This window comes from Marinobacter shunpengi, assembly GCF_045449695.1.
Lineage (GTDB): Bacteria > Pseudomonadota > Gammaproteobacteria > Pseudomonadales > Oleiphilaceae > Marinobacter.
The window spans coordinates 527,705-545,758 of record NZ_JBJJKZ010000012.1 but is presented as its reverse complement, the minus strand read 5'-3'; the positions used below and the strand labels follow the sequence as shown (position 1 = coordinate 545,758).

The following is an 18,054-nucleotide window of genomic DNA, read 5'->3' as shown; positions in this document are numbered from 1 at the left end:
GGTCCGTGGTGGCAGGCCCAGGGTTGAAAAGACACCGGGCGCCGCAGGGCGACGCCGGAGACTTCAGTCGTTGGAAAGGCTGTACACGTAGGCGGCGAGGATATGGATCTTGTCGTCGCTCAGGCGTTCGCCCTGGGCAGGCATCTCGTTCTGACGACCGTAGAGTACGGTTTCCTCGATCCAGTCGTAGGTGCTGCCATACAGCCAGTTGTCGTCGGTCAGGTTGGGGGCACCAAAGGCATAATTACCCGTGCCATCGGCGCCATGGCATGACGAGCAGGCCTGGGCGAAGACTTCCTTTCCCGCTTCTGCTGCCGCTGCGTCCTGTTCACGGCCACTGAAACTCAGCACGTAGTTTACCACCTGGTCCACCTGCTCGGAGGTCATATTGGGCATCATGCCTTTTGCTGGCATGTTGCCCTTACGGCCATCGTGGATGGTCTGTACGATGGTTTCCGGGTCACCGCCATGGAGCCAGGCATCGTCCGTCAGGTTGGGGAAACCGATGGATCCCCGGGCCGCGGAGCCATGGCAGACAGCACAGTTGTTGGCGAACAGGCGCTGACCCATTTCATTGGCTTCTTCGTTCTGTGCCAACTCTGGAATCGGGACGTCGCCAAACTGGGCATAGATTTCATTGTAGCGGGCTTCCGCCTGCTGCATTTCCTCTTCCCACTGCTTTTCCTGACTCCAGCCGAGCAGGCCCTGCCAGTTACCGAGACCCGGGTACAGGGCCAGGTAGCCCAGTGAAAAGACACAGGTAGCGATAAACAGGTAAAACCACCATTTGGGCAAGGGGTTGTCATACTCCTCGATGCCATCGAAGGAGTGGCCAGTGGTTTTTTCAGTTTCGGTATCGGTCGTCTGGCTCTTGCGGGTTGCCCAAAGCAGCCACCAGCAGCCGAAAATGGTACCGAGCACGATCACACTGATCCAGATGCTCCAAAAGGTACTCATTGTTTCTTCTCCGTCTTGTCCTGTTTCAAAGTGCGGTCGGCGATGTCGTCATCGTCGAAGGGCAGATGTGCTGCCTCGTCGTTAGGCTTCTTGCGGTGGGCACTATAGGCCCACCAGACGATGCCAAAGAAGGCGATCATGACCAGAAGAGTCTGGATGCCTCTCAAAACATTAATATCCATCGACATCACCGCTTGTCTGAAATTACGGTACCCAGTTGCTGCAGGTAGGCGACCAGCGCATCAATTTCAAACTGCCCCTGGACCTGCTCGGCAGCGCCGGCGATCTGTTCATCGGTATAGGGCACGCCCAGTGTCTGCAGGGTTTTCATCTTCTGCGCCGTCTGGGTGTGATCTACCCGGTTTTCGAACAGCCAGGGAAACGCTGGCATGTTGGATTCCGGTACGACACTACGGGGGTCGTAGAGGTGCATCCGCTGCCAGGCGTCGGAGTAGCGACCGCCGACACGGGCAAGGTCAGGGCCGGTACGCTTGGACCCCCACAGGAACGGGCGGTCATAGACGAACTCGCCCGCCACGGAGTAGTGGCCATAACGTTCGGTTTCCGCCCTGAAGGGGCGGATCATCTGGGTATGGCACACGTGGCAGCCTTCCCGGATATAGATATCCCGGCCTTCCAGTTCCAGCGCATCCAGCGGCTCAAGGCCAGCCACCGGTTCGTTGGTCTCCTTCAGGAAGAACAGGGGAACGATTTCAACCAGAAAGCCACCGCTGATCACCAGCAGGATCAGCACTGACATCAGGCCAATGTTCTTTTCTACAATCTCGTGTTTCATCTTGCGTATCGCTCCTGATCAGGCCGGCTGTGCCGCGACGTTGTCGGCCGCAACCGCGTCTTTCTGGCGAATGGTCATCCAAACGTTCCAGGCCATGACCAGCATGCCGCTCAGGAAGATGACGCCCCCGATAAAGCGCACCAGATAACCGGGCCAGGAAGCCTCAAGGGCCTGTACGAAGCTGTAGGTCAGGGTGCCGTCTTCGTTCACCGCACGCCACATCAGGCCCTGCATGATACCGTTGACCCACATGGCGACGATGTACAGGACGGTGCCGACAGTGGCCAGCCAGAAGTGCACGTTGATCAGGCTAATGCTGTACATCTCCTTGATACCCCACAGTTTCGGGATCAGGTGATAGATTGCGCCGATACTGATCATGGCAACCCAGCCCAGGGCGCCGGAATGAACGTGTCCGATGGTCCAGTCGGTGTTATGGGACAGGGCGTTGACGGTCTTGATGGCCATCATCGGGCCTTCAAAGGTGGACATGCCATAGAAGGACAGGGACACCACCAGGAAGCGCAGGATCGGATCGGTGCGCAGTTTGTGCCAGGCGCCAGACAGGGTCATCATGCCGTTGATCATACCGCCCCAGGAGGGTGCCAGCAGGATCAGTGACATGATCATGCCTGCAGTCTGCGCCCAGTCTGGCAGTGCTGAGTAGTGCAGGTGGTGGCCGCCGGCCCAGACGTAGGTGGCAATCAGCGCCCAGAAGTGCACGATGGACAGGCGATAGGAATAGACCGGGCGGTTGGCCTGTTTGGGCACGAAGTAGTACATCATGCCCAGGAAGCCAGCGGTCAGGAAGAAGCCCACGGCGTTGTGGCCCCACCACCACTGCATCATGGCATCGGTGACACCCGCATAGGCGGAGTAGGACTTGAACAGGGAGGCGGGCAGCGCCAGGTTGTTACCAATGTGCAGCACCGCAACGGTGATAATGAAGGCGCCGTAGAACCAGTTGGCCACATAGATGTGGGGTGCACTACGCTTCATGATGGTGCCAAAGAATACAATGGCGTAGGAAACCCAGGTGACCAGGATCAGCAGGTCGATGGGCCATTCCAGTTCAGCGTATTCCTTGGTGGAGGTAAGGCCGAGGGGCAGGGTGATAACCGCTGCTACCAGAACAGCCTGCCACCCCCAGAAGGTGAAGGCCGCGAGACCGTCGGAAAAGAGGCGCGCCTGACAGGTACGCTGGACAACGTAATAGGACGTCGCAAACAGGGCACTACCGCCGAAACCGAAGATCACGGCATTGGTGTGCAGTGGCCGCAGCCGGCCGAAGTGGGTCCAGGGCAGGTCGAGGTTCAATTGTGGCCACACCAGCTGTGATGCAATGATCACACCCAGCGACATGCCCACAATACCCCATACCACCGTCATGATGGCGAACTGTCTCACCACCTTGTAGTTGTATGTCAGGTCTGCATTCACTGTGCTCATAGCCTTACCAATGGATTCAGGGGTGGGAAAGAAATCGGCGCAAGTATGGAGAAACGCTAACCCGTTTGCAATGACTCAGATCAACTCCGCCGGCCACGGTAATGCCGCTTAAATCAGTGTGATGGCGAATCTGTTCAATGTCGGACTGATGTACAATTCGCGGGATTTTCAATATTCATCAATAGTTCCCGCTACGTAACCAGGGCAGCAACAGGTACCGGTCTGGTTGCGCCTGCCCGTAGACCTATAAAGAGGAGGGTAGTTCCTCAGATGGAGCTTGCAAAATGACACACTGGCTTTTCGACGATGCCAACGACGCGCCGGACAGCGCACCGGTGATACTTCTGGCCCATGGCGCTGGGGTGGGGTATGACACTCCCTTTATGGAACGGCTGGCCTGGTCACTGAGTGTCAATGGTGTCAGCGTGACGCGCTTCGAGTTTCCCTATATGCAGAAACGCCGAGAGGACGGCCGTAAACGGCCACCAGATCGCCAGCCGCTGTTACTGGAGCACTTCGAGTCGATGGTCCGTCAGTGTCGCAGGGACATTGGCGATCAGCGGACGCTGGTGGTGGCGGGAAAATCCATGGGCGGCCGCATGGCCTCATTGTTGGCGGCGACCCCCGGGCTGCTGGAACAGATCCAGGGGGTGGTCTGTTTCGGCTATCCGTTTCATCCACCGGGGAAGCCGGATCAATGGCGTACCGGGCACTTTCCGGAGGTCGCCGTACCCATGGCGATCTTCCAGGGCACCCGGGATCCGTTCGGAAAGCCGAATGAACTCGCGGACCACGGACCGCTGCCAGCCCATGTCCGGTTGCAATGGCTCGACGGCGGCAATCATGACCTGCGGCCCCTGAAGAAGCAGGGCCTGGGTGCGGATGCCCTCATTGACGAGTCGGCCAGACGGGCGGCTGCTTTTGTCCGTTCCCTCGGGTAGGCTGTCGTCCTTTTATGGCCGTTGCTGAATAGGTGCATGATGGATTCTCCCCTGAACAAACTGCTGCTTTACTGCCGCCCGGGCTTCGAGGCGGAAGCCGGGCGTGAGTTGACCGATGCCGCAGCCTCCCTCGGAGCCTGGGGCTACTTCCAGCCCGCCGAGGGTATGGGATGGCTGGAGTTCACGCTGGCCGGCGGTATGGATGCACCGGCGCTGCTGTCCGACCTGCCGTTGAGTACCCTGGTCTTCGTGCGCGACTGGATGGTTGTGGTGGCGGATGTTGAATTGCCGGCAACGGACCGGGTTGGTGCCGTGCTTGACGCAGTGCGTTACGCCGGGGCCGACGCTGTCTCGGGCTGTGACCGACTTGAGGTGCGGGTACCGGAAAACAACAGCGATGCGGACCTGAGTCGCTTTAGCCGCAAGTGGGTGGCACCCCTGTCCCGCGCCCTCCGGGGTGCAGGCCTGCTTGGTGATGGAGGCGGCGATGGTGACCGCCTTGAGTTGCTGCTGGTGGACTTTTCCCGGGTGATCATCGGCATCAGCCCGGTGAACAACCGGGCACGCTGGCCTATGGGAATTCCACGACTGAAGCTGTCCGAAGCAGCGCCCAGCCGGTCAGCACTGAAGCTCGAAGAAGCCTGGAAGGTGCTGTTGCCGGAGGGCAGGGCGCTGGATTATCTGGGGGGCGGCAAGACCGGGGTTGACCTGGGGGCCGCGCCAGGGGGCTGGACCTGGCAGCTCGTACAGCAGGGGATGACCGTGACCGCAGTGGACAATGGCCCCATGGACGATGCCCTCATGGCAACCGGCATGGTGACCCACATCCAGTCAGATGGTTACCTGTGGCGTCCGAAACGTGCGGTGGACTGGATGGTCTGCGATATCGTGGACAAGCCACGGCGGACCGCCACCATGGTCAGCGACTGGTTTGCCGACCAGCTCTGCCGATACAGTGTCTTCAACCTCAAGCTACCCATGAAGCGCCGCTACGAGGAATGGCTGGTGTGCCGTGACCTGATCAGGGAACATCTGGCCGATGCCCCCTTCGCCGTCCGGTTACGGGCGCGTCAGCTATACCACGACCGGGAAGAGATTACCTGCTTTCTGGAGCGGACCGACTAGGTCAGCACTGTTCCAGGATGGTGATCTTTTCATCCTGGTCCATCATGGGTTTGATCTCGCTCAGCAACTGCTGGCGTTCCTCCGAATGATACCAGCGGTCCCAGTCCGCCTCGGAGCGCCAGTTGGCCAGGGTAATCCGGTGGTTGCGGTCCCTGGCGTCCACCAGGGTCTCGCCCGACACGAACCCCGGGGCGGTGACCGCGCTCTGCAGTATGAACCTTGAGCGGTCCTCGTAGGCGGATTCCAGGGATTCGGCGATATGACGTTCAATGATGACACGAATCATAGACACCTCAATGCTATACCGTTCAACGGGCGATGTGGTCTAAAATGGACCATCTAAACAGTAATTTAGCACCTGGACCGGGAATTACCATCAGGTTATTGAGGCACCATGACGCGGGTGCCTGAAACAACCGCCCCGGGGCCGGGGTGCAAAGCCCGGGAGATAAGCATGGCCGAGTTACCGAATCAGGATGCCGAACTGGATGCCCGAGGCCTGATGTGCCCCGAGCCGGTCATGATGCTGCATAACCGGATTGCCGATGTGCCGGTGGGGGGCGTGCTACGGGTACTGGCCACGGACCCGTCCACCACGAGGGACATTCCCCGTTTCTGCCAGTTCCTGAACCATGAACTGGTGCGGCAGGAAGAGACCGGCGGCGAGTACCTGTTCTGGATTCGGCGGGGAGCTTAGCAGGCCCGCGAATCTAATCTGCCGCGACCTGCTGTTGTCCGGACACCCCCTGGAGCATGGAGCTGGCCCGCTCCAGGTGCTCCCGGAACTGGGCCAGGTCCATTTCCCCCAGCACCCGGAGATCCGCCTGCTCTTGCCCGTTGCCGTCGTAGAACAGGATGGCTGGTGGCCCGAACAGGCCGAGCTCGTCGAGAAGCGCCTGTTGTGATGGGGTATTGTCGGTCATATCGATCTGCAGCAGGGTATAGGGTGCCATGGCGGCAATCACGCCCGGCTTGCTGAATACCTCCCGCTCCATGATCTTGCAGGAGATGCACCAGTCCGCGTAGAAATCCAGGATCACCGGCTGCCCCTGGGCGCTGGCCTGGTCCAGCCTTGTCCGGATGGCATCCGGGTCTTCCAGGCGCTCGAACGGGGCGTGTTCGGTCGCGGTTGCGCCACTGCTGCTGGCCGACGACGCCATAAAGGGTGCCAGTGGTCTCATGGGGTTCGAGGCACCCGAGAGGGCGCCGGCAAGTAGCGCAAGCCCCCAGGCGAACAGGACCAGGCCGGCACCTTTCCAGGTACGCTGCCATCCCGCCCGGGCCTGATCAAAGGCCCCCAGTTGCACGCCGGTGATGGCGGCCAGAACGCCCCAGAGTGTCAGTGCCAGCCAGGCCGGTACCAGCCGCTCCAGTAGCCAGATGGCCACGGCCAGCAACATCACCCCGTAGAAGGCCTTGACCACATTCATCCACGAGCCGGTCGTCGGCAGTAAGTGACGACCGCCCACGGCGACCAGGATCAGGGGAATGCCCATGCCCAGTCCCAGGGACAGCAGGGCAACCCCGCCCACCACCGCATCCTGGGTGGTGCTGATGTAAAGCAGGCTGCCCGCCAGGGGGGCGGATACACAGGGGGATACCACCAGGGCGGACAGTGCTCCAATGCCGAAGACGCTGGCGACACGACCGCCGCTGAGGTTCTGGCTGGCCTGACTCAGCCGGTTCTGGATGCCCTGGGGCAGTTGCAGGTCAAAGATATTGAACATGGCCAGGGCAAAGAGCACGAACAGGGCGGCGAAGCTGCCCAGCACCCAGGGAGACTGCAGGTGTGCCTGCAGGTTGAAGCTGGCCCCCAGCAGTCCGGTAATCACGCCGGCGGCGGCATAGGTAAGTGCCATGCCCAGCACATAGCTCAGGGCCAGCGCCAGCGCCTGCCCCGTGCTGCGGGTGTTCTGGCTGGACACCAGCGTGGAGATGATGGGCACCATGGGCAGTACGCAGGGCGTGAAGGTCAGCCCCAGCCCCAGCGCCAGGAAAACCAGCGCGATGATGGCCAGGGACTGCTCCGACAGGAACCCGGCCAGGCCAGTGGCGCTGTCCAGGTTGCCATCCGGGGTGGTGGTCGTGGCGCCGCCGGTCGGGCCGGAGCCTGCTGCCGCTGGCTCCTTTGACTGATCCTGGCTGGCATAGAACAACACTTCCCGGGTCTGTGGGGGGTAGCAAAGGCCTGCCTTGGCGCACCCCTGGTAGGTCACCTCCAGGGTTGCCTCGCGGACGCCCTCCGGCAGGTCCAGATCGACCCGGGCCTCCACCGGCTCATAGAACACGTTGACGGTGCCGAAGTAGGGGTCCTCCGTTTCCACGCCCGGCAGGGAGAAAGCCGGTTCTGACACACTGACCCCCTCGGTCAGCGTGGACACGGCAATACGCCCCCGGTACAGGTAGTGGTCTGGCGCGATATCCCAGCTCAACAACACACCGGACTCGGTGTTGGTAAAGCTGAAGGGCAGCGCCTCGTCCACTGGCAGGAAGTCCTGGCCGCCCAGGCTGTTGCTGTTGAAGGAGGCCCAGCCGGTGCTTGCGGACAGGAGCGTGGCCAGGGTCAGCAGGAACAGTCGCAGGAGGTCAGCAGGAAAACGGGATATCAGTGGCATGGATGTCAATGTCTGTCGGTTGGCAGGCGAGCGTATCCGGAATGAAAGGAAAGACTGGCTTCGATCCGGAAAGTTCCCGGTTTTTGCAGGAATATATCCGGGATTTAGTCAAGGATCCCTTAATATCCCGCTGGCATTCCTTTCGTTAAAGACGCACAATAACGGACCCATGAATCACCGTCCAGAAGACCTTGTCACACTGTTCAACAGACTGTTCCTTGAAAGTACGGGAACGGAACTGGTTCGCGGTGGCGATGAGCCTGAATACCTTCCTGCTGGCGTAGCCGGTCGCTATGCTCAGGTAATCTTCGCCCACGGCTATTTCGCCAGCGCTCTCCATGAAATCAGTCACTGGTGTATCGCCGGCGAGCGTCGGCGGCAGTTGCCGGACTATGGTTACTGGTATTGTCCCGATGGCCGTACCCGTGAACAGCAAAGGTCTTTTGAACAGGTTGAGGTGAAGCCCCAGGCGATCGAGTGGCTGTTCGCCACCGCCTGCGGCAGCCACTTCCATATCAGCGTGGACAACCTGGATGGCGGCGGTGCCATTGATGAGGACGGATTCCGTCGCAATGTATACCGTCAGGCATGCCGGTACCTGGACCTGGGTCTTCCGGTCAGGGCGGAGCATTTCCTGGAGTCCCTGATGGATTTCTACGGCACAGGGGCGGACGAGTTCTGCCGATGGCGTGAACGCCATGCCTGGCTGGCGGATGAGTTACGCCGGCAGCCACACCATTTCACAACAGAAAGCGAAGCCTATGACGCAAGCTCCTGAATCTGGTAACACCACGGACAACGTGGCCAGTGCAAACGATGATACCGAACTGAAGCAGAGTGGAACCCGCTTCTCCGAACTGGGTCTCCACCAGCAATTGCAGGATGCCATCAGTGGTATCGGGTTTGAATACTGTACCCCGATCCAGGCGGAGACGTTGCCCTACACCCTGGCCTGTCATGACCTGATCGGGCAGGCCCAGACCGGTACCGGCAAGACCGCGGCTTTCCTGATCACCGCCATCCAGACGCTGCTGGAGACGCCGATCCCGGACAAGGACCGGTTTGCCTCCGAGCCCCGCGTACTGGCCCTGGCGCCGACCCGGGAACTGGCCATGCAGATTGCCAAGGATGCGGAGCAGCTCTGCGAGCGGACAGGCCATCGCGTGGTGTCCGTGGTGGGTGGCATGAACTACGACAAGCAGCGGGAAGTGCTGAGGGAAGAGATCGTGGACATCCTGGTGGCTACACCGGGGCGCCTGATCGATTTCATGGGCACCCAGGATGTGTACCTGGACCAGGTGGATCTGCTGATCCTGGACGAGGCGGACCGGATGCTCGACATGGGCTTCATCCCGGACGTCAAGCGGATTATCCGCCAGTGCCCGCCCAAGGACGATCGCCAGACCCTCCTGTTCAGTGCCACTTTCAACCAGGACGTGCTGAACCTGGCGTCCATGTGGACACACGGTGCCGAGTTTATCGAGATCGAACCCCAGCAGAAGACCGCCGAGCGCGTGAAGCAGACGGTTTACCTGGTGTCCGAGGACCAGAAGCTGCCGGTGCTGGTGAATGCCCTGAAGCAGCAGGGGGTGGACAAGGCCATCGTCTTTGCCAACCGCCGCGACCAGTGCCGTGACCTGGAAGAAGACCTGAAGAACCAGGACGTCAAGGCGGCCCTGATGTCGGGCGAAATTCCCCAGAACAAGCGGCTGAAGACCCTCGACCAGTTCAAGAACGGCGATATCCAGGTACTGGTGGCCACGGATGTGGCGGGACGTGGTATCCATGTCGAGGGCGTGACCCACGTGTTCAACTACAACCTGCCGGACAATGCCGAGGATTATGTACACCGCATCGGCCGTACCGGTAGGGCGGGGGAGTACGGCATCTCCATCAGCTTTGCCAGCGAGGACGATGCCTTTGCCCTGCCGTCCATCGAGACCTACATCAGCCAGAAGCTGACCACGACGGTACCGGAGGAAGATCTGCTGCAACCGCTGGATAAACCACTGATCCAGCGTCGTCGTGGCCGTCGCCGGCCCAGTGGCGGCGGTGGTGGTCCCCGCGGTGGCAACCGGGGACGCCAGGGCGGTCGGCCCCGGTCGTCCGGTTCCCGCTAGCCCGGTTCCCGGCAGGCGGCCATGCTGCGTATCGTTGCCGACGAGAACATTCCGCTGCTGGAACCGTTCTGCGGCGGTCTGGGCAGCCTGACCCGGGTTAACGGCCGCACCCTTGGCCGGGAGCAGTTGATGGACGCCGACGTACTGCTGGTACGTTCGGTGACACGGGTGGACGCCAGCCTGCTGTCTGGCACGTCCGTCCGGTTTGTGGGCACGGCGACCATTGGCACCGACCATGTGGACACCGACTGGCTGGAGGAACAGGGCATTGCCTTTACTCCGGCGCCCGGCTGCAATGCCACCAGCGTGGTGCAGTATGTGTTATCGGTGCTCTCGCTGTTCCTGCTTCATCGCCAACCACGGTCGTTTGACGGTCTCACCGTGGGCGTGGTGGGCGCGGGCAATGTCGGCGGCGCGCTGGTCCGGCGCCTGCAGGCCCTGGGAGTAACGGTACGGGTCAGCGACCCGCCCTTACAGGCGCAGGGTGCCGACCTGCCATTCGCCTCGCTGGACGAGGTGCTTCAGTGCGATGTGATCTCCCTCCATACGCCCCTGACCAGGGGCGGCCCCCATGCCACTGCCCATTTGCTGGATGAGGACCGGTTGTCGCGCCTGTGCGGCAACCAGTTGCTGATCAACAGCGGGCGAGGACCAGTCATCGACAATCAGGCGCTGCTGAGGCGTCTTGACGAACAGGACGCGCCCACCGTGGTACTGGATGTCTGGGAAAACGAGCCCGAGCCCCTGTCGGCGCTGGTGGCCCGTTGCTGGCTGGCGACACCCCACATTGCCGGTTACAGCCTGGAGGGCAAGAGCCGGGGCACGGAAATGGTGGCCAGGGCACTACACCAGTGGGTAGGCCTGCCCATGGATACGGATCTGGCGACGGTGCTGCCGGCGCCCCCTTTGTCTGAGCTGCGGTTTACGGCCCGGGCAACCCCTATGGAGGCCCTGCACCGGGCTCTGATGGCCTGTTACGACCCGCGGGATGATGACGCCCGGTTACGGGCGGCGTATGCCCGTGTGGCAGGGCCTGGCTCCCCGGTGGGGCCGGCTTTTGACGGCCTGCGCAAGCAATACCCGGTGCGGCGTGAGCCCGCCAGCCTGAAGGTTGTAGTGCCGGCGGACAGCGGGCAGGGTGCCCTGCTGTCGGCGGCCGGCTTCCAGGTTATTGAAACCCCGGGCCCCTGAAGGCCCGGCACGATCGACCTACCCCAGACTGGCCTGCTTGAGGGCGGCAATCCGGTCCTCCAGCGGCGGGTGAGTCATGAACAGGGCGGCCAGGCCCTGGCGGGCGCCCCGGTTGATGCCAAAGGCCTGCAGGCTGTCGGGCATCTGGTCGGGAATCCCGCTTTCCTGCTTGAGCCGGGCCAGGGCGCTGATCATGGAGCCGCGACCAGCCAGTTGTGCCCCGGCGATATCTGCCCGGAATTCCCGCCGCCGGGAGAACCAGAACACGATGGTGCTGGCCAGGATGCCGAGCACAATTTCGGCCACAATACTCACCACGAAAAAGCCGATACCGTGCCCTCCCTCATTCCTGAAGACGACACGGTCCACCATCGAACCAATCACGCGGGCGGCAAAGATCACAAAGGTGTTCACCACACCCTGGATCAGGGCAAGGGTAATCATATCGCCATTGGCCACATGCCCGATCTCGTGTCCCAGGACTGCCCGAATCTCCTCCTTGCTGAAGCGTTGCAACAGTCCTTCGCTCACGGCCACCAGGGCATCATTTTTCTTCCAGCCGGTGGCGAAGGCATTGGACTGGCTGGCCGGGAAGATAGCGACTTCCGGCATGCCAATGCCGGCCTTCTTGGCCAGTTCCGCCACCGTATCCACCAGCCAGCGCTCCGCCGGGGTACGGGGGGAGTCGATGACCCGCGCGCGGGTCATTCGTTTGGCCATGAATTTCGACATCAGCAGGGAGATGAACGAGCCGGCAAAACCGAAAACGGCTGCAAAGATAAGCAGCGAGCTGTAGTTGATGCCGTTCTGGGCCAGGTAACTGTCGACACCCAACAGGCTGAGGGTGACGCTGGCCACCAGGATCACCGCCAGGTTGGTGGCAAGGAAAAGCAGTATTCTCATGGGTCAGTCTCTCTCAAAAGGGACGCATTACACACTAATGCCCAATATCGGGCCACTCCGGGTTATTTCAATGACCTGAGTGGTTCTCGATGCGGTGAGAAAGACCGGCTGACAGGAGATCAGTTCCCGGTAGGTGCGAAGAAGGCCGCCTGCATGGCCCGGTTGAGGGTGGGGGAGTGGCCGCCCTTGATGGACTGGCGCAACACGTGCACCCAGGTGGAGCGGTCCTGGCGGACCGATGCGGGCAGGGAGTCGTCATCCGGGGCGGGCACGCCAGGTTCCGGCAGCTCCAGGGCCGCCGCCAGGTCGGCTGGTGCCGGGGTGCTCAGGCGGATAAAGGCCCGGCGGGTTAGGACGGCCTGGTCCAGGGCCTCCTGGCGGATGGTATCCACGTACCGCAGCAGGCCCTCTTCCTCGAGCCATAGCAGTGCGCCGAAGCAGGCCATGTGCCGGGGGCTGTGGAGGCCGAACTCGTCAGGTTCATCTGGCCCGGCGATATCCTCCACGAACAGGTTGATACGCCGTGGGAACACGCTGTAGAGCTGGACCAGGGCAATGGCGGAATCCCGGTAGAACTCCTCGATGTGGATATCGGCCATGTTTTTCCTCTTACTGCATCCCTTACATTATGCCCGCCAAGTGGACAGGAACCTTTCCAGGCGGCCGATGGCATCCTCCAGGGCGTCGACCCGGGGCAGGAACACCACCCGGAAGTGCTGGCGGTCGTCGATGTTGAAGCCGGAGCCCTGGACCAGCAGGATACGTTCCTGCCGCAGCAGGTCCAGTACGAACTGCTCGTCGTTCTCAATGGGGTAGAGCGCCGGATCCAGCTTCGGGAACAGGTACAGGGCCCCCTTGGGCTTCACACAACTGATACCCGGAATGTCGTTGAGCAGGCGCCAGGCGGTTTCCCGTTGTTCGTAGAGTCGGCCGCCCGGCGCAATCAGGTCCTCGATGGACTGATAGCCCCCCAGGGCGGTCTGGATGGCAAGCTGGGCCGGCACATTGGCGCACAGCCGCATGGACGCCAGCATGTCGATGCCCTCGATCAGGTCCACGGCCTTGTGCTTCGCGCCACTGATGATCAGCCAGCCGGACCGGTAGCCGGCGGCCCGGTAGTTCTTGGACAGCCCGTTAAAGGTGAAGAACAGCACGTCGTCCGCCAGGGAGGCAGTGGGCACGTGCTGGACCCCGTCATATAGGATCTTGTCGTAGATCTCGTCGGACAGGATGATCAGGTTGTGCTGACGGGCCAGTTCGATTACATCCTCCAGCAACTCTTTCGGGTAGACGGCGCCGGTGGGGTTGTTGGGATTGATCAGCACGATGGCCTTGGTGCGGTTGGTGATCTTCCGGCGGATGTCGTCCAGGTCCGGGAACCAGTCCTGCTGTTCGTCGCAGCGGTAGTGCACGGCCTTACCGCTGGACAGGGTGATGGCCGCGGTCCACAGCGGATAGTCCGGAGCCGGTACCAGCACCTCATCGCCGGTGTTCAGCAACGCCTGCATGGACATGACGATCAGTTCGCTGACGCCATTGCCCAGGTAGATATCGTCGATATCCACCTTGTCGATACCAATCTGCTGACAATAGTGCATCACCGCCTTGCGGGCGGAGAACAGCCCCTTGGATTCTACATAGCCCTGGGCCTGGTGAAGGTTGTAGATCACATCCTGCTGGATCTCTTCCGGTACATCCAGCTCGAAAGCAGCAGGGTTGCCGATATTGAGCTTGAGTATCCGATGGCCTTCCTCTTCCAGGCGACGCGCTTCACGCAGTACCGGGCCACGGATTTCATAGCATACGTTGTCCAGTTTCGCGGATTTTCTGTAATTCTGCATAGAAGGCGTCTTCCCGGCGTTGGTAGGCATGCCGCAACAGGCGGCAGGATCAGAACAGGCTCACCATTCTAGCGGAGCCGGGGTTCAAAAAAACAGTCCGAAAAGGGCGCAATTGTGATGAAAAATGGCAGGGAGGGCTGCAATTTGGAGCCGGTTTCTCAAACTGGCTTTCGGAAATAAAATTGTGCACAATATAATTGTTGAAAATCCATAAGGAGCCTGACATGGCGAACGCGCCCCTCTACGACATCGAAGTAACGGATATCAAAGGCCAGCCCCGCACCCTGGCGGACTATGCTGGCAAGGTGATGCTGATTGTGAACACCGCTTCGAAATGTGGTTTTACGCCCCAGTTCGAAGGCCTGCAATCACTCCATAATGAACTGGCTCCCAAAGGGCTGGAAGTGCTCGGTTTTCCCTGTAACCAGTTCATGAACCAGGACCCGGGAGAGAACAGCGAGATCAGTGAATTCTGTTCCCTCAACTACGGCGTCAGCTTTCCCATGTTCGCCAAGCTCCAGGTCAACGGACCGGATGCCCATCCTCTGTACCGGCTGCTAAAAGACGAGGCGCCGGGTATGATGGGTTCGAAGAAAGTGAAGTGGAACTTTACCAAGTTCCTGGTGAACCGGGAGGGCCAGGTTGTCCGGCGTTATCCGCCGACTGCAAAGCCTGAAGCCATTCGCGATGATATTGTGGAGTTGCTGTAAGTGAGTGATTCGGCTATGCGTGCCAGCAAGGCTAACAGTGATGAGCTGCTGGCCCTGGACAACCAGCTCTGTTTTGCCGTGTACGCGGTGAACCGGGCGATTACCAGCCGTTACCGGCCACTGCTGGCGGAGTTGGACCTGACCTACCCGCAGTACCTGGTGATGCTGGTCATGTGGGAAGCGGACGAGGCGGGGGAGACGCCACGTGTCTCCTCCATCGGTCAGCGGCTGCGCCTGGATTCGGGTACCCTGACGCCCCTGTTGCGGCGCCTGGAACAGCGAGGCCTGATCATCCGCCAGCGGTCCAGCGAGGACGAGCGGGTGGTAACGGTTGCCCTGACGGGGGAGGGCCGCTCCATGCGTGAGCGGGCCACCGACGTACCGGTGCGGCTATTGTGCGAGCTGGGCGTGGGGCCGGAAGATGCGGTGCGCCTGCGCGGCGAACTTCGGGATCTGCTCAGTCACCTGGAGCAGGCGGAGTATCGGTAACACCTTCCGCAGTGGACCAGCGCTGGATCATCCGGTCCAGTACGTCCCGGTTGTAGGGTTTGGTGATGTAGTCGTCCATGCCCGCCGCCAGGCATTCTTCCCGGTCGCCGGACATGACATTGGCGGTGACGGCGATCACCGGCAGTTTCTTCCACTCCGGGTTCTGGCGAATCCGTCGTGTGGCTTCGTAACCATCCATCACCGGCATCTGACAGTCCATCAGCACCAGGTCGTAGGATTTCAGCGACAGGGCCGCCAGCGCCCGTTCCCCGTTCTCGGCGTGGTCCACTTCATGGCCGAGCTTGTGCAGAAGGCCCGAGGCAACGATCTGGTTGACCCGGTTGTCCTCCACCAGAAGGATACGGCAGTGGCGTCTGGTGGGCCCGGTTTCCACCACTTCCGCCATCTCCGTCTCGTCCCTGTCGGTACTCTCGTCCACCGGCAGCGGCAGGGTGACGGTAAACCAGGTTCCCTCGTCCTCCCTGGAGTCCACCCGTATCTGGCCGTGCATGCGCTCCACCAGTTGCTGGCAAAGGGCGAGGCCAAGCCCTGTGCCGCCGTAACGCCGGGTGGTGTCGGTGGCCGCCTGGGAGAACGGCGAGAAAATCCGGTCCAGTTCCTGCCGTGACATGCCAATCCCGGTGTCCCGGACTTCCAGTCGGATCCCTTCAGGGGTCTGCTCGAGATGAATGGAGACCGTGCCTTCATCCGTGAACTTGATGGCATTGGACAACAGGTTGTTGGCCACCTGCCTCAGGCGGGTGGGATCGCCCAGGTACCGGGTCGCGAGACCGGTTTCCAGGTGAGTGGTGAATTTCAGACCCTTGCGGCGGGCCTGCTCGCCATGGATGGTGGCACACTCATTGATCAGTTGTCGCAAGTCGAAGGAGATAACCTCCAGGTCCAGCTTGCCGGCCTCTACCTTGGAGATGTCCAGAATATCGTTGAGCAGGCTCAGTAGGCTCTGGCCGGCCCGGTGGGCGATTTCAAGCTGATGGCGTTGGGCAGGTTCCAGGTTACCTTCCAGGGCCAGCTCCAGCATACCCAGCACGCCGTTAAGGGGCGTGCGGATTTCATGGCTCATGCTGGCCAGGAAGCGGGCGCGGGTCTGGGCCCGTCGCACGGCGTCCTCCTTGGCGCGGATCAGGGCCCGGTTACCCCGCTGCAGGGCTTCGTTCTTTTCCGAGATTTCCCGGGTCCGGTCCTCAACTTCCCGTTCCAGTTTGCCGGAATAGTCCTTCATCTGGCTTTCCACTTCCCGCAGCTGGCTCAGGGAGGTGTCCACGGTCTGCAGGTGGCGGTTGATAATGGCCACCATGCTGCCGATCTCGTCATGTTCGTGGGAAGGCGGAACCGGTAGCCGGGCCTTTTCGGGCGCGTTGCGGACGTCCTGCAGGCTGCTGATGACCCGCATCATGGGCTTCGTCAGCACGAAATAGAACACCACCAGCAGCATGGCCGACAGCACCAGACTCTTGAGGATGCCGCTGATCAGGATGAATGCGGCCCGGGACAGGAACAGGTTGCCGTAGTAGTTGGTGGATATTGTGATGACCAGCTGGCCCAGTTCGATCTGTTGCAGGTCCGGTACTTCCAGCTCTGTGGAGTAGCGGCGGGTTTCCCCGAACAGCAGGTCACTGATCCAGCGGTAGCTGCCATCACCGCTGCCGCGGCTGGCGGCGGACAGGGTGCGGTTCTTGGTGTCCAGGATGCGGGCGTCGATCACCGCCGGGTGGCGGAGCATGCCGTCCAGCAGTTCACCAGCCAGCCGGGTGTCGATATTGTAGGCGATCTGGGACGCAGGGCTGTGGCTGATGTCCATCAACGCCTCAATATCCTGATCCATATAGGTGCGGGTACTGTGGTATTCCACCGTTACCTGGATCAGGTTGAGAACGAGCCCCACCGCCATCGCAAGCAACACGGTGTTGCGGGTGAGGCGGTATGACAGACGGTTCCTGAAAAGATGCGTCACTCTATTCCCTGTGCGGCTGGGCAGACCTGGGTGGGTTGTCAGTCGTCGTAGTCGGCTTTCTTCTTCCAGTCATCGTCATGGAGGAAGGTATCCCATTCCTTGTCCAACCGGTTCTGCTGTTCTGCGGAACGGGCGCTTTCGCCACTGTTCAGCTCCTGTTCCAGTTCATGGATGCGTTCCTTGAAGGCGGCCACCGCCCTGGCGGCCATGTCATTGCCCTTGGACTTGGCCATTTCCGACGCCGCCAGATGGTAGGCATGGATCGCCTTGCGCAGGTCATTATGCCTGACATGATCCCGTGCCTGGAAAACGAACAGGTCGGCGTGGGTCTTGTGGATGGTAAACAGCACGTGGCGCAGGTTGGCCTTGGCCGTGGCCGCATTGACCTTGCCGGACTTGTGGAGAGACTCGATCAGCTTGAAAAGGCTTTGCAGCAGCTCCTTGATATAGTTCGACTTGTCGGGGGAATCGATGATAACTTTCGGGTGCTCGTCGGTGCCGTCCAGCACTTTCTGTTTGTTTTCCTGCACCTTGGCCAGCCAGTCTTTCACGGGGAGGTCGGCCTGTTCCTGCTGGAGCCCCTTGCAGGTTTCCTCCATCCGCCGCAGCAGGAGCAGCTTGATGTCCCGGGTCAGGTACTGGCCCGGCAATTCGTCATAGATCCGGTAGGCCCGGTTGTAGGCGTCCTCCAGCGAGGTGATACGGCGGGCTCGTTCGATGCGGGCCCGTTCGCGCATCTGGCTGATCACCACAATCACGATCGAGGCAACGACAACCGCCAGTAACAGCAGAACAATGGTGATGGTATTCATGTATCCCGGGGGGCTCCCTGATTATCTTTCTGATTTGGGGAAGGCTGCCATGAAACGGATCCGCCAGTGCCCATGATGGGGCACAGGACCCGTCCCTATAGCGCCCGAGCTATCGCAAGTATCTGGCAGA

At 61.0% G+C, this 18,054-nt stretch carries 19 protein-coding genes; 8 read left to right on the top strand and 11 right to left on the bottom strand.

The features are described 5' to 3' along the window. Positions 1–63 precede the first annotated feature (63 nt). From ccoP to ccoN, 4 genes are read right to left on the bottom strand one after another with little or no spacing between them, the layout of a single operon-like run. Positions 64–957: a cytochrome-c oxidase, cbb3-type subunit III gene (gene ccoP, locus ACJO2E_RS09255; RefSeq protein ID WP_406963579.1), complete on the bottom strand. Its 894-nt coding sequence runs from the start codon at positions 955–957 to the stop codon at positions 64–66. Beyond that, a complete protein-coding gene (locus ACJO2E_RS09250) occupies positions 954–1,139 on the bottom strand; it encodes a cbb3-type cytochrome oxidase subunit 3 (protein WP_406963578.1) in 186 nt (61 codons plus the stop codon). Before ACJO2E_RS09250 ends, ccoP begins: the two co-directional genes overlap by 4 nt. A 5-nt stretch (positions 1,140–1,144) precedes the next feature. Beyond that, on the bottom strand, positions 1,145–1,753 hold the full coding sequence (ccoO, locus tag ACJO2E_RS09245; RefSeq protein WP_406963577.1) for a cytochrome-c oxidase, cbb3-type subunit II: 609 nt from the start codon (positions 1,751–1,753) through the stop codon (positions 1,145–1,147). An 18-nt stretch (positions 1,754–1,771) separates the two neighbouring features. Next, positions 1,772–3,202: a cytochrome-c oxidase, cbb3-type subunit I gene (gene ccoN / locus ACJO2E_RS09240; RefSeq protein WP_406963576.1), complete on the bottom strand. Its 1,431-nt coding sequence runs from the start codon at positions 3,200–3,202 to the stop codon at positions 1,772–1,774. Between the two features lie 284 nt (positions 3,203–3,486). Here ccoN and ACJO2E_RS09235 point away from each other — a divergent pair, with 284 nt between their 5' ends. Beyond that, positions 3,487–4,143, top strand: a complete 657-nt coding sequence (locus ACJO2E_RS09235) for an alpha/beta family hydrolase (protein ID WP_406963575.1) — start codon at positions 3,487–3,489, stop codon at positions 4,141–4,143. Positions 4,144–4,194: 51 nt separating this feature from the next. After that, positions 4,195–5,268, top strand: coding sequence for a 23S rRNA (cytidine(2498)-2'-O)-methyltransferase RlmM (rlmM, locus tag ACJO2E_RS09230; protein WP_406963603.1), 1,074 nt, complete (start codon positions 4,195–4,197; stop codon positions 5,266–5,268). Position 5,269: 1 nt separating this feature from the next. On the opposite strand, the gene ACJO2E_RS09225 is transcribed toward rlmM, so the two are convergent. Then, a complete protein-coding gene (locus tag ACJO2E_RS09225) occupies positions 5,270–5,554 on the bottom strand; it encodes an antibiotic biosynthesis monooxygenase family protein (RefSeq protein WP_406963574.1) in 285 nt (94 codons plus the stop codon). A 168-nt stretch (positions 5,555–5,722) separates the two neighbouring features. On the opposite strand from ACJO2E_RS09225, the gene tusA reads away from it, so the two are divergent. Further along, positions 5,723–5,965, top strand: coding sequence for a sulfurtransferase TusA (gene tusA, locus ACJO2E_RS09220; RefSeq protein ID WP_406963573.1), 243 nt, complete (start codon positions 5,723–5,725; stop codon positions 5,963–5,965). A 13-nt stretch (positions 5,966–5,978) separates the two neighbouring features. Here the strand turns inward: tusA and dsbD are convergent, their stop codons facing one another. Then, a complete protein-coding gene (gene dsbD, locus ACJO2E_RS09215; protein WP_406963572.1) occupies positions 5,979–7,883 on the bottom strand; it encodes a protein-disulfide reductase DsbD in 1,905 nt (634 codons plus the stop codon). Positions 7,884–8,052: 169 nt separating this feature from the next. On the opposite strand from dsbD, the gene ACJO2E_RS09210 reads away from it, so the two are divergent. The 3 genes from ACJO2E_RS09210 to ACJO2E_RS09200 are packed head-to-tail and all read left to right on the top strand — an operon-like array spanning position 8,053 to position 11,194. Further along, entirely contained in the window at positions 8,053–8,661 is a 609-nt protein-coding gene (locus tag ACJO2E_RS09210; protein ID WP_406963571.1) for an elongation factor P hydroxylase, read from the top strand. After that, positions 8,645–10,003, top strand: coding sequence for a DEAD/DEAH box helicase (locus tag ACJO2E_RS09205; RefSeq protein ID WP_406963570.1), 1,359 nt, complete (start codon positions 8,645–8,647; stop codon positions 10,001–10,003). Before ACJO2E_RS09210 ends, ACJO2E_RS09205 begins: the two co-directional genes overlap by 17 nt. A gap of 24 nt (positions 10,004–10,027) precedes the next feature. Continuing rightward, a complete protein-coding gene (locus ACJO2E_RS09200; RefSeq protein WP_406963602.1) occupies positions 10,028–11,194 on the top strand; it encodes a 4-phosphoerythronate dehydrogenase in 1,167 nt (388 codons plus the stop codon). An 18-nt stretch (positions 11,195–11,212) separates the two neighbouring features. Here the strand turns inward: ACJO2E_RS09200 and htpX are convergent, their stop codons facing one another. The 3 genes from htpX to ACJO2E_RS09185 all read right to left on the bottom strand — a co-directional run bounded on the left by htpX (position 11,213) and on the right by ACJO2E_RS09185 (position 13,938). Beyond that, complete coding sequence (gene htpX / locus ACJO2E_RS09195) at positions 11,213–12,097, bottom strand: protease HtpX (protein WP_406963569.1); 885 nt, start codon at positions 12,095–12,097, stop codon at positions 11,213–11,215. 119 nt (positions 12,098–12,216) lie between these two features. After that, a complete protein-coding gene (locus ACJO2E_RS09190; protein WP_406963568.1) occupies positions 12,217–12,696 on the bottom strand; it encodes a hypothetical protein in 480 nt (159 codons plus the stop codon). 27 nt (positions 12,697–12,723) lie between these two features. After that, entirely contained in the window at positions 12,724–13,938 is a 1,215-nt protein-coding gene (locus ACJO2E_RS09185) for a pyridoxal phosphate-dependent aminotransferase (RefSeq protein WP_406963567.1), read from the bottom strand. A gap of 224 nt (positions 13,939–14,162) precedes the next feature. Here ACJO2E_RS09185 and ACJO2E_RS09180 point away from each other — a divergent pair, with 224 nt between their 5' ends. Further along, a complete protein-coding gene (locus ACJO2E_RS09180; RefSeq protein WP_406963566.1) occupies positions 14,163–14,648 on the top strand; it encodes a glutathione peroxidase in 486 nt (161 codons plus the stop codon). Between the two features lie 15 nt (positions 14,649–14,663). Beyond that, a complete protein-coding gene (locus tag ACJO2E_RS09175; protein ID WP_406963601.1) occupies positions 14,664–15,137 on the top strand; it encodes a MarR family winged helix-turn-helix transcriptional regulator in 474 nt (157 codons plus the stop codon). Here ACJO2E_RS09175 and ACJO2E_RS09170 read toward each other — a convergent pair. Together ACJO2E_RS09170 and ACJO2E_RS09165 are read right to left on the bottom strand one after the other, a co-directional pair. After that, positions 15,106–17,112, bottom strand: coding sequence for an ATP-binding protein (locus ACJO2E_RS09170; protein ID WP_406963565.1), 2,007 nt, complete (start codon positions 17,110–17,112; stop codon positions 15,106–15,108). The genes ACJO2E_RS09175 and ACJO2E_RS09170 overlap by 32 nt on opposite strands. A 38-nt stretch (positions 17,113–17,150) precedes the next feature. Next, positions 17,151–17,924, bottom strand: coding sequence for a hypothetical protein (locus ACJO2E_RS09165; RefSeq protein ID WP_406963564.1), 774 nt, complete (start codon positions 17,922–17,924; stop codon positions 17,151–17,153). Positions 17,925–18,054 lie beyond the last annotated feature (130 nt).

What these genes read in the sequence shown, in the direction of transcription:
- htpX (WP_406963569.1), bottom strand. Translation starts at nt 12,097, where the DNA reads ATGAGAATACTGCTTTTCCTTGCCACCAACCTGGCGGTGATCCTGGTG.
- ACJO2E_RS09165 (WP_406963564.1), bottom strand. Translation starts at nt 17,924, where the DNA reads ATGAATACCATCACCATTGTTCTGCTGTTACTGGCGGTTGTCGTTGCC.
- ACJO2E_RS09175 (WP_406963601.1), top strand. Translation starts at nt 14,664, where the DNA reads ATGCGTGCCAGCAAGGCTAACAGTGATGAGCTGCTGGCCCTGGACAAC.
- ccoN (WP_406963576.1), bottom strand. Translation starts at nt 3,202, where the DNA reads ATGAGCACAGTGAATGCAGACCTGACATACAACTACAAGGTGGTGAGA.
- ACJO2E_RS09185 (WP_406963567.1), bottom strand. Translation starts at nt 13,938, where the DNA reads ATGCAGAATTACAGAAAATCCGCGAAACTGGACAACGTATGCTATGAA.
- ccoO (WP_406963577.1), bottom strand. Translation starts at nt 1,753, where the DNA reads ATGAAACACGAGATTGTAGAAAAGAACATTGGCCTGATGTCAGTGCTG.
- ccoP (WP_406963579.1), bottom strand. Translation starts at nt 957, where the DNA reads ATGAGTACCTTTTGGAGCATCTGGATCAGTGTGATCGTGCTCGGTACC.
- ACJO2E_RS09250 (WP_406963578.1), bottom strand. Translation starts at nt 1,139, where the DNA reads ATGGATATTAATGTTTTGAGAGGCATCCAGACTCTTCTGGTCATGATC.
- ACJO2E_RS09190 (WP_406963568.1), bottom strand. Translation starts at nt 12,696, where the DNA reads ATGGCCGATATCCACATCGAGGAGTTCTACCGGGATTCCGCCATTGCC.
- ACJO2E_RS09235 (WP_406963575.1), top strand. Translation starts at nt 3,487, where the DNA reads ATGACACACTGGCTTTTCGACGATGCCAACGACGCGCCGGACAGCGCA.
- ACJO2E_RS09225 (WP_406963574.1), bottom strand. Translation starts at nt 5,554, where the DNA reads ATGATTCGTGTCATCATTGAACGTCATATCGCCGAATCCCTGGAATCC.
- tusA (WP_406963573.1), top strand. Translation starts at nt 5,723, where the DNA reads ATGGCCGAGTTACCGAATCAGGATGCCGAACTGGATGCCCGAGGCCTG.
- ACJO2E_RS09210 (WP_406963571.1), top strand. Translation starts at nt 8,053, where the DNA reads ATGAATCACCGTCCAGAAGACCTTGTCACACTGTTCAACAGACTGTTC.
- ACJO2E_RS09180 (WP_406963566.1), top strand. Translation starts at nt 14,163, where the DNA reads ATGGCGAACGCGCCCCTCTACGACATCGAAGTAACGGATATCAAAGGC.
- ACJO2E_RS09205 (WP_406963570.1), top strand. Translation starts at nt 8,645, where the DNA reads ATGACGCAAGCTCCTGAATCTGGTAACACCACGGACAACGTGGCCAGT.
- dsbD (WP_406963572.1), bottom strand. Translation starts at nt 7,883, where the DNA reads ATGCCACTGATATCCCGTTTTCCTGCTGACCTCCTGCGACTGTTCCTG.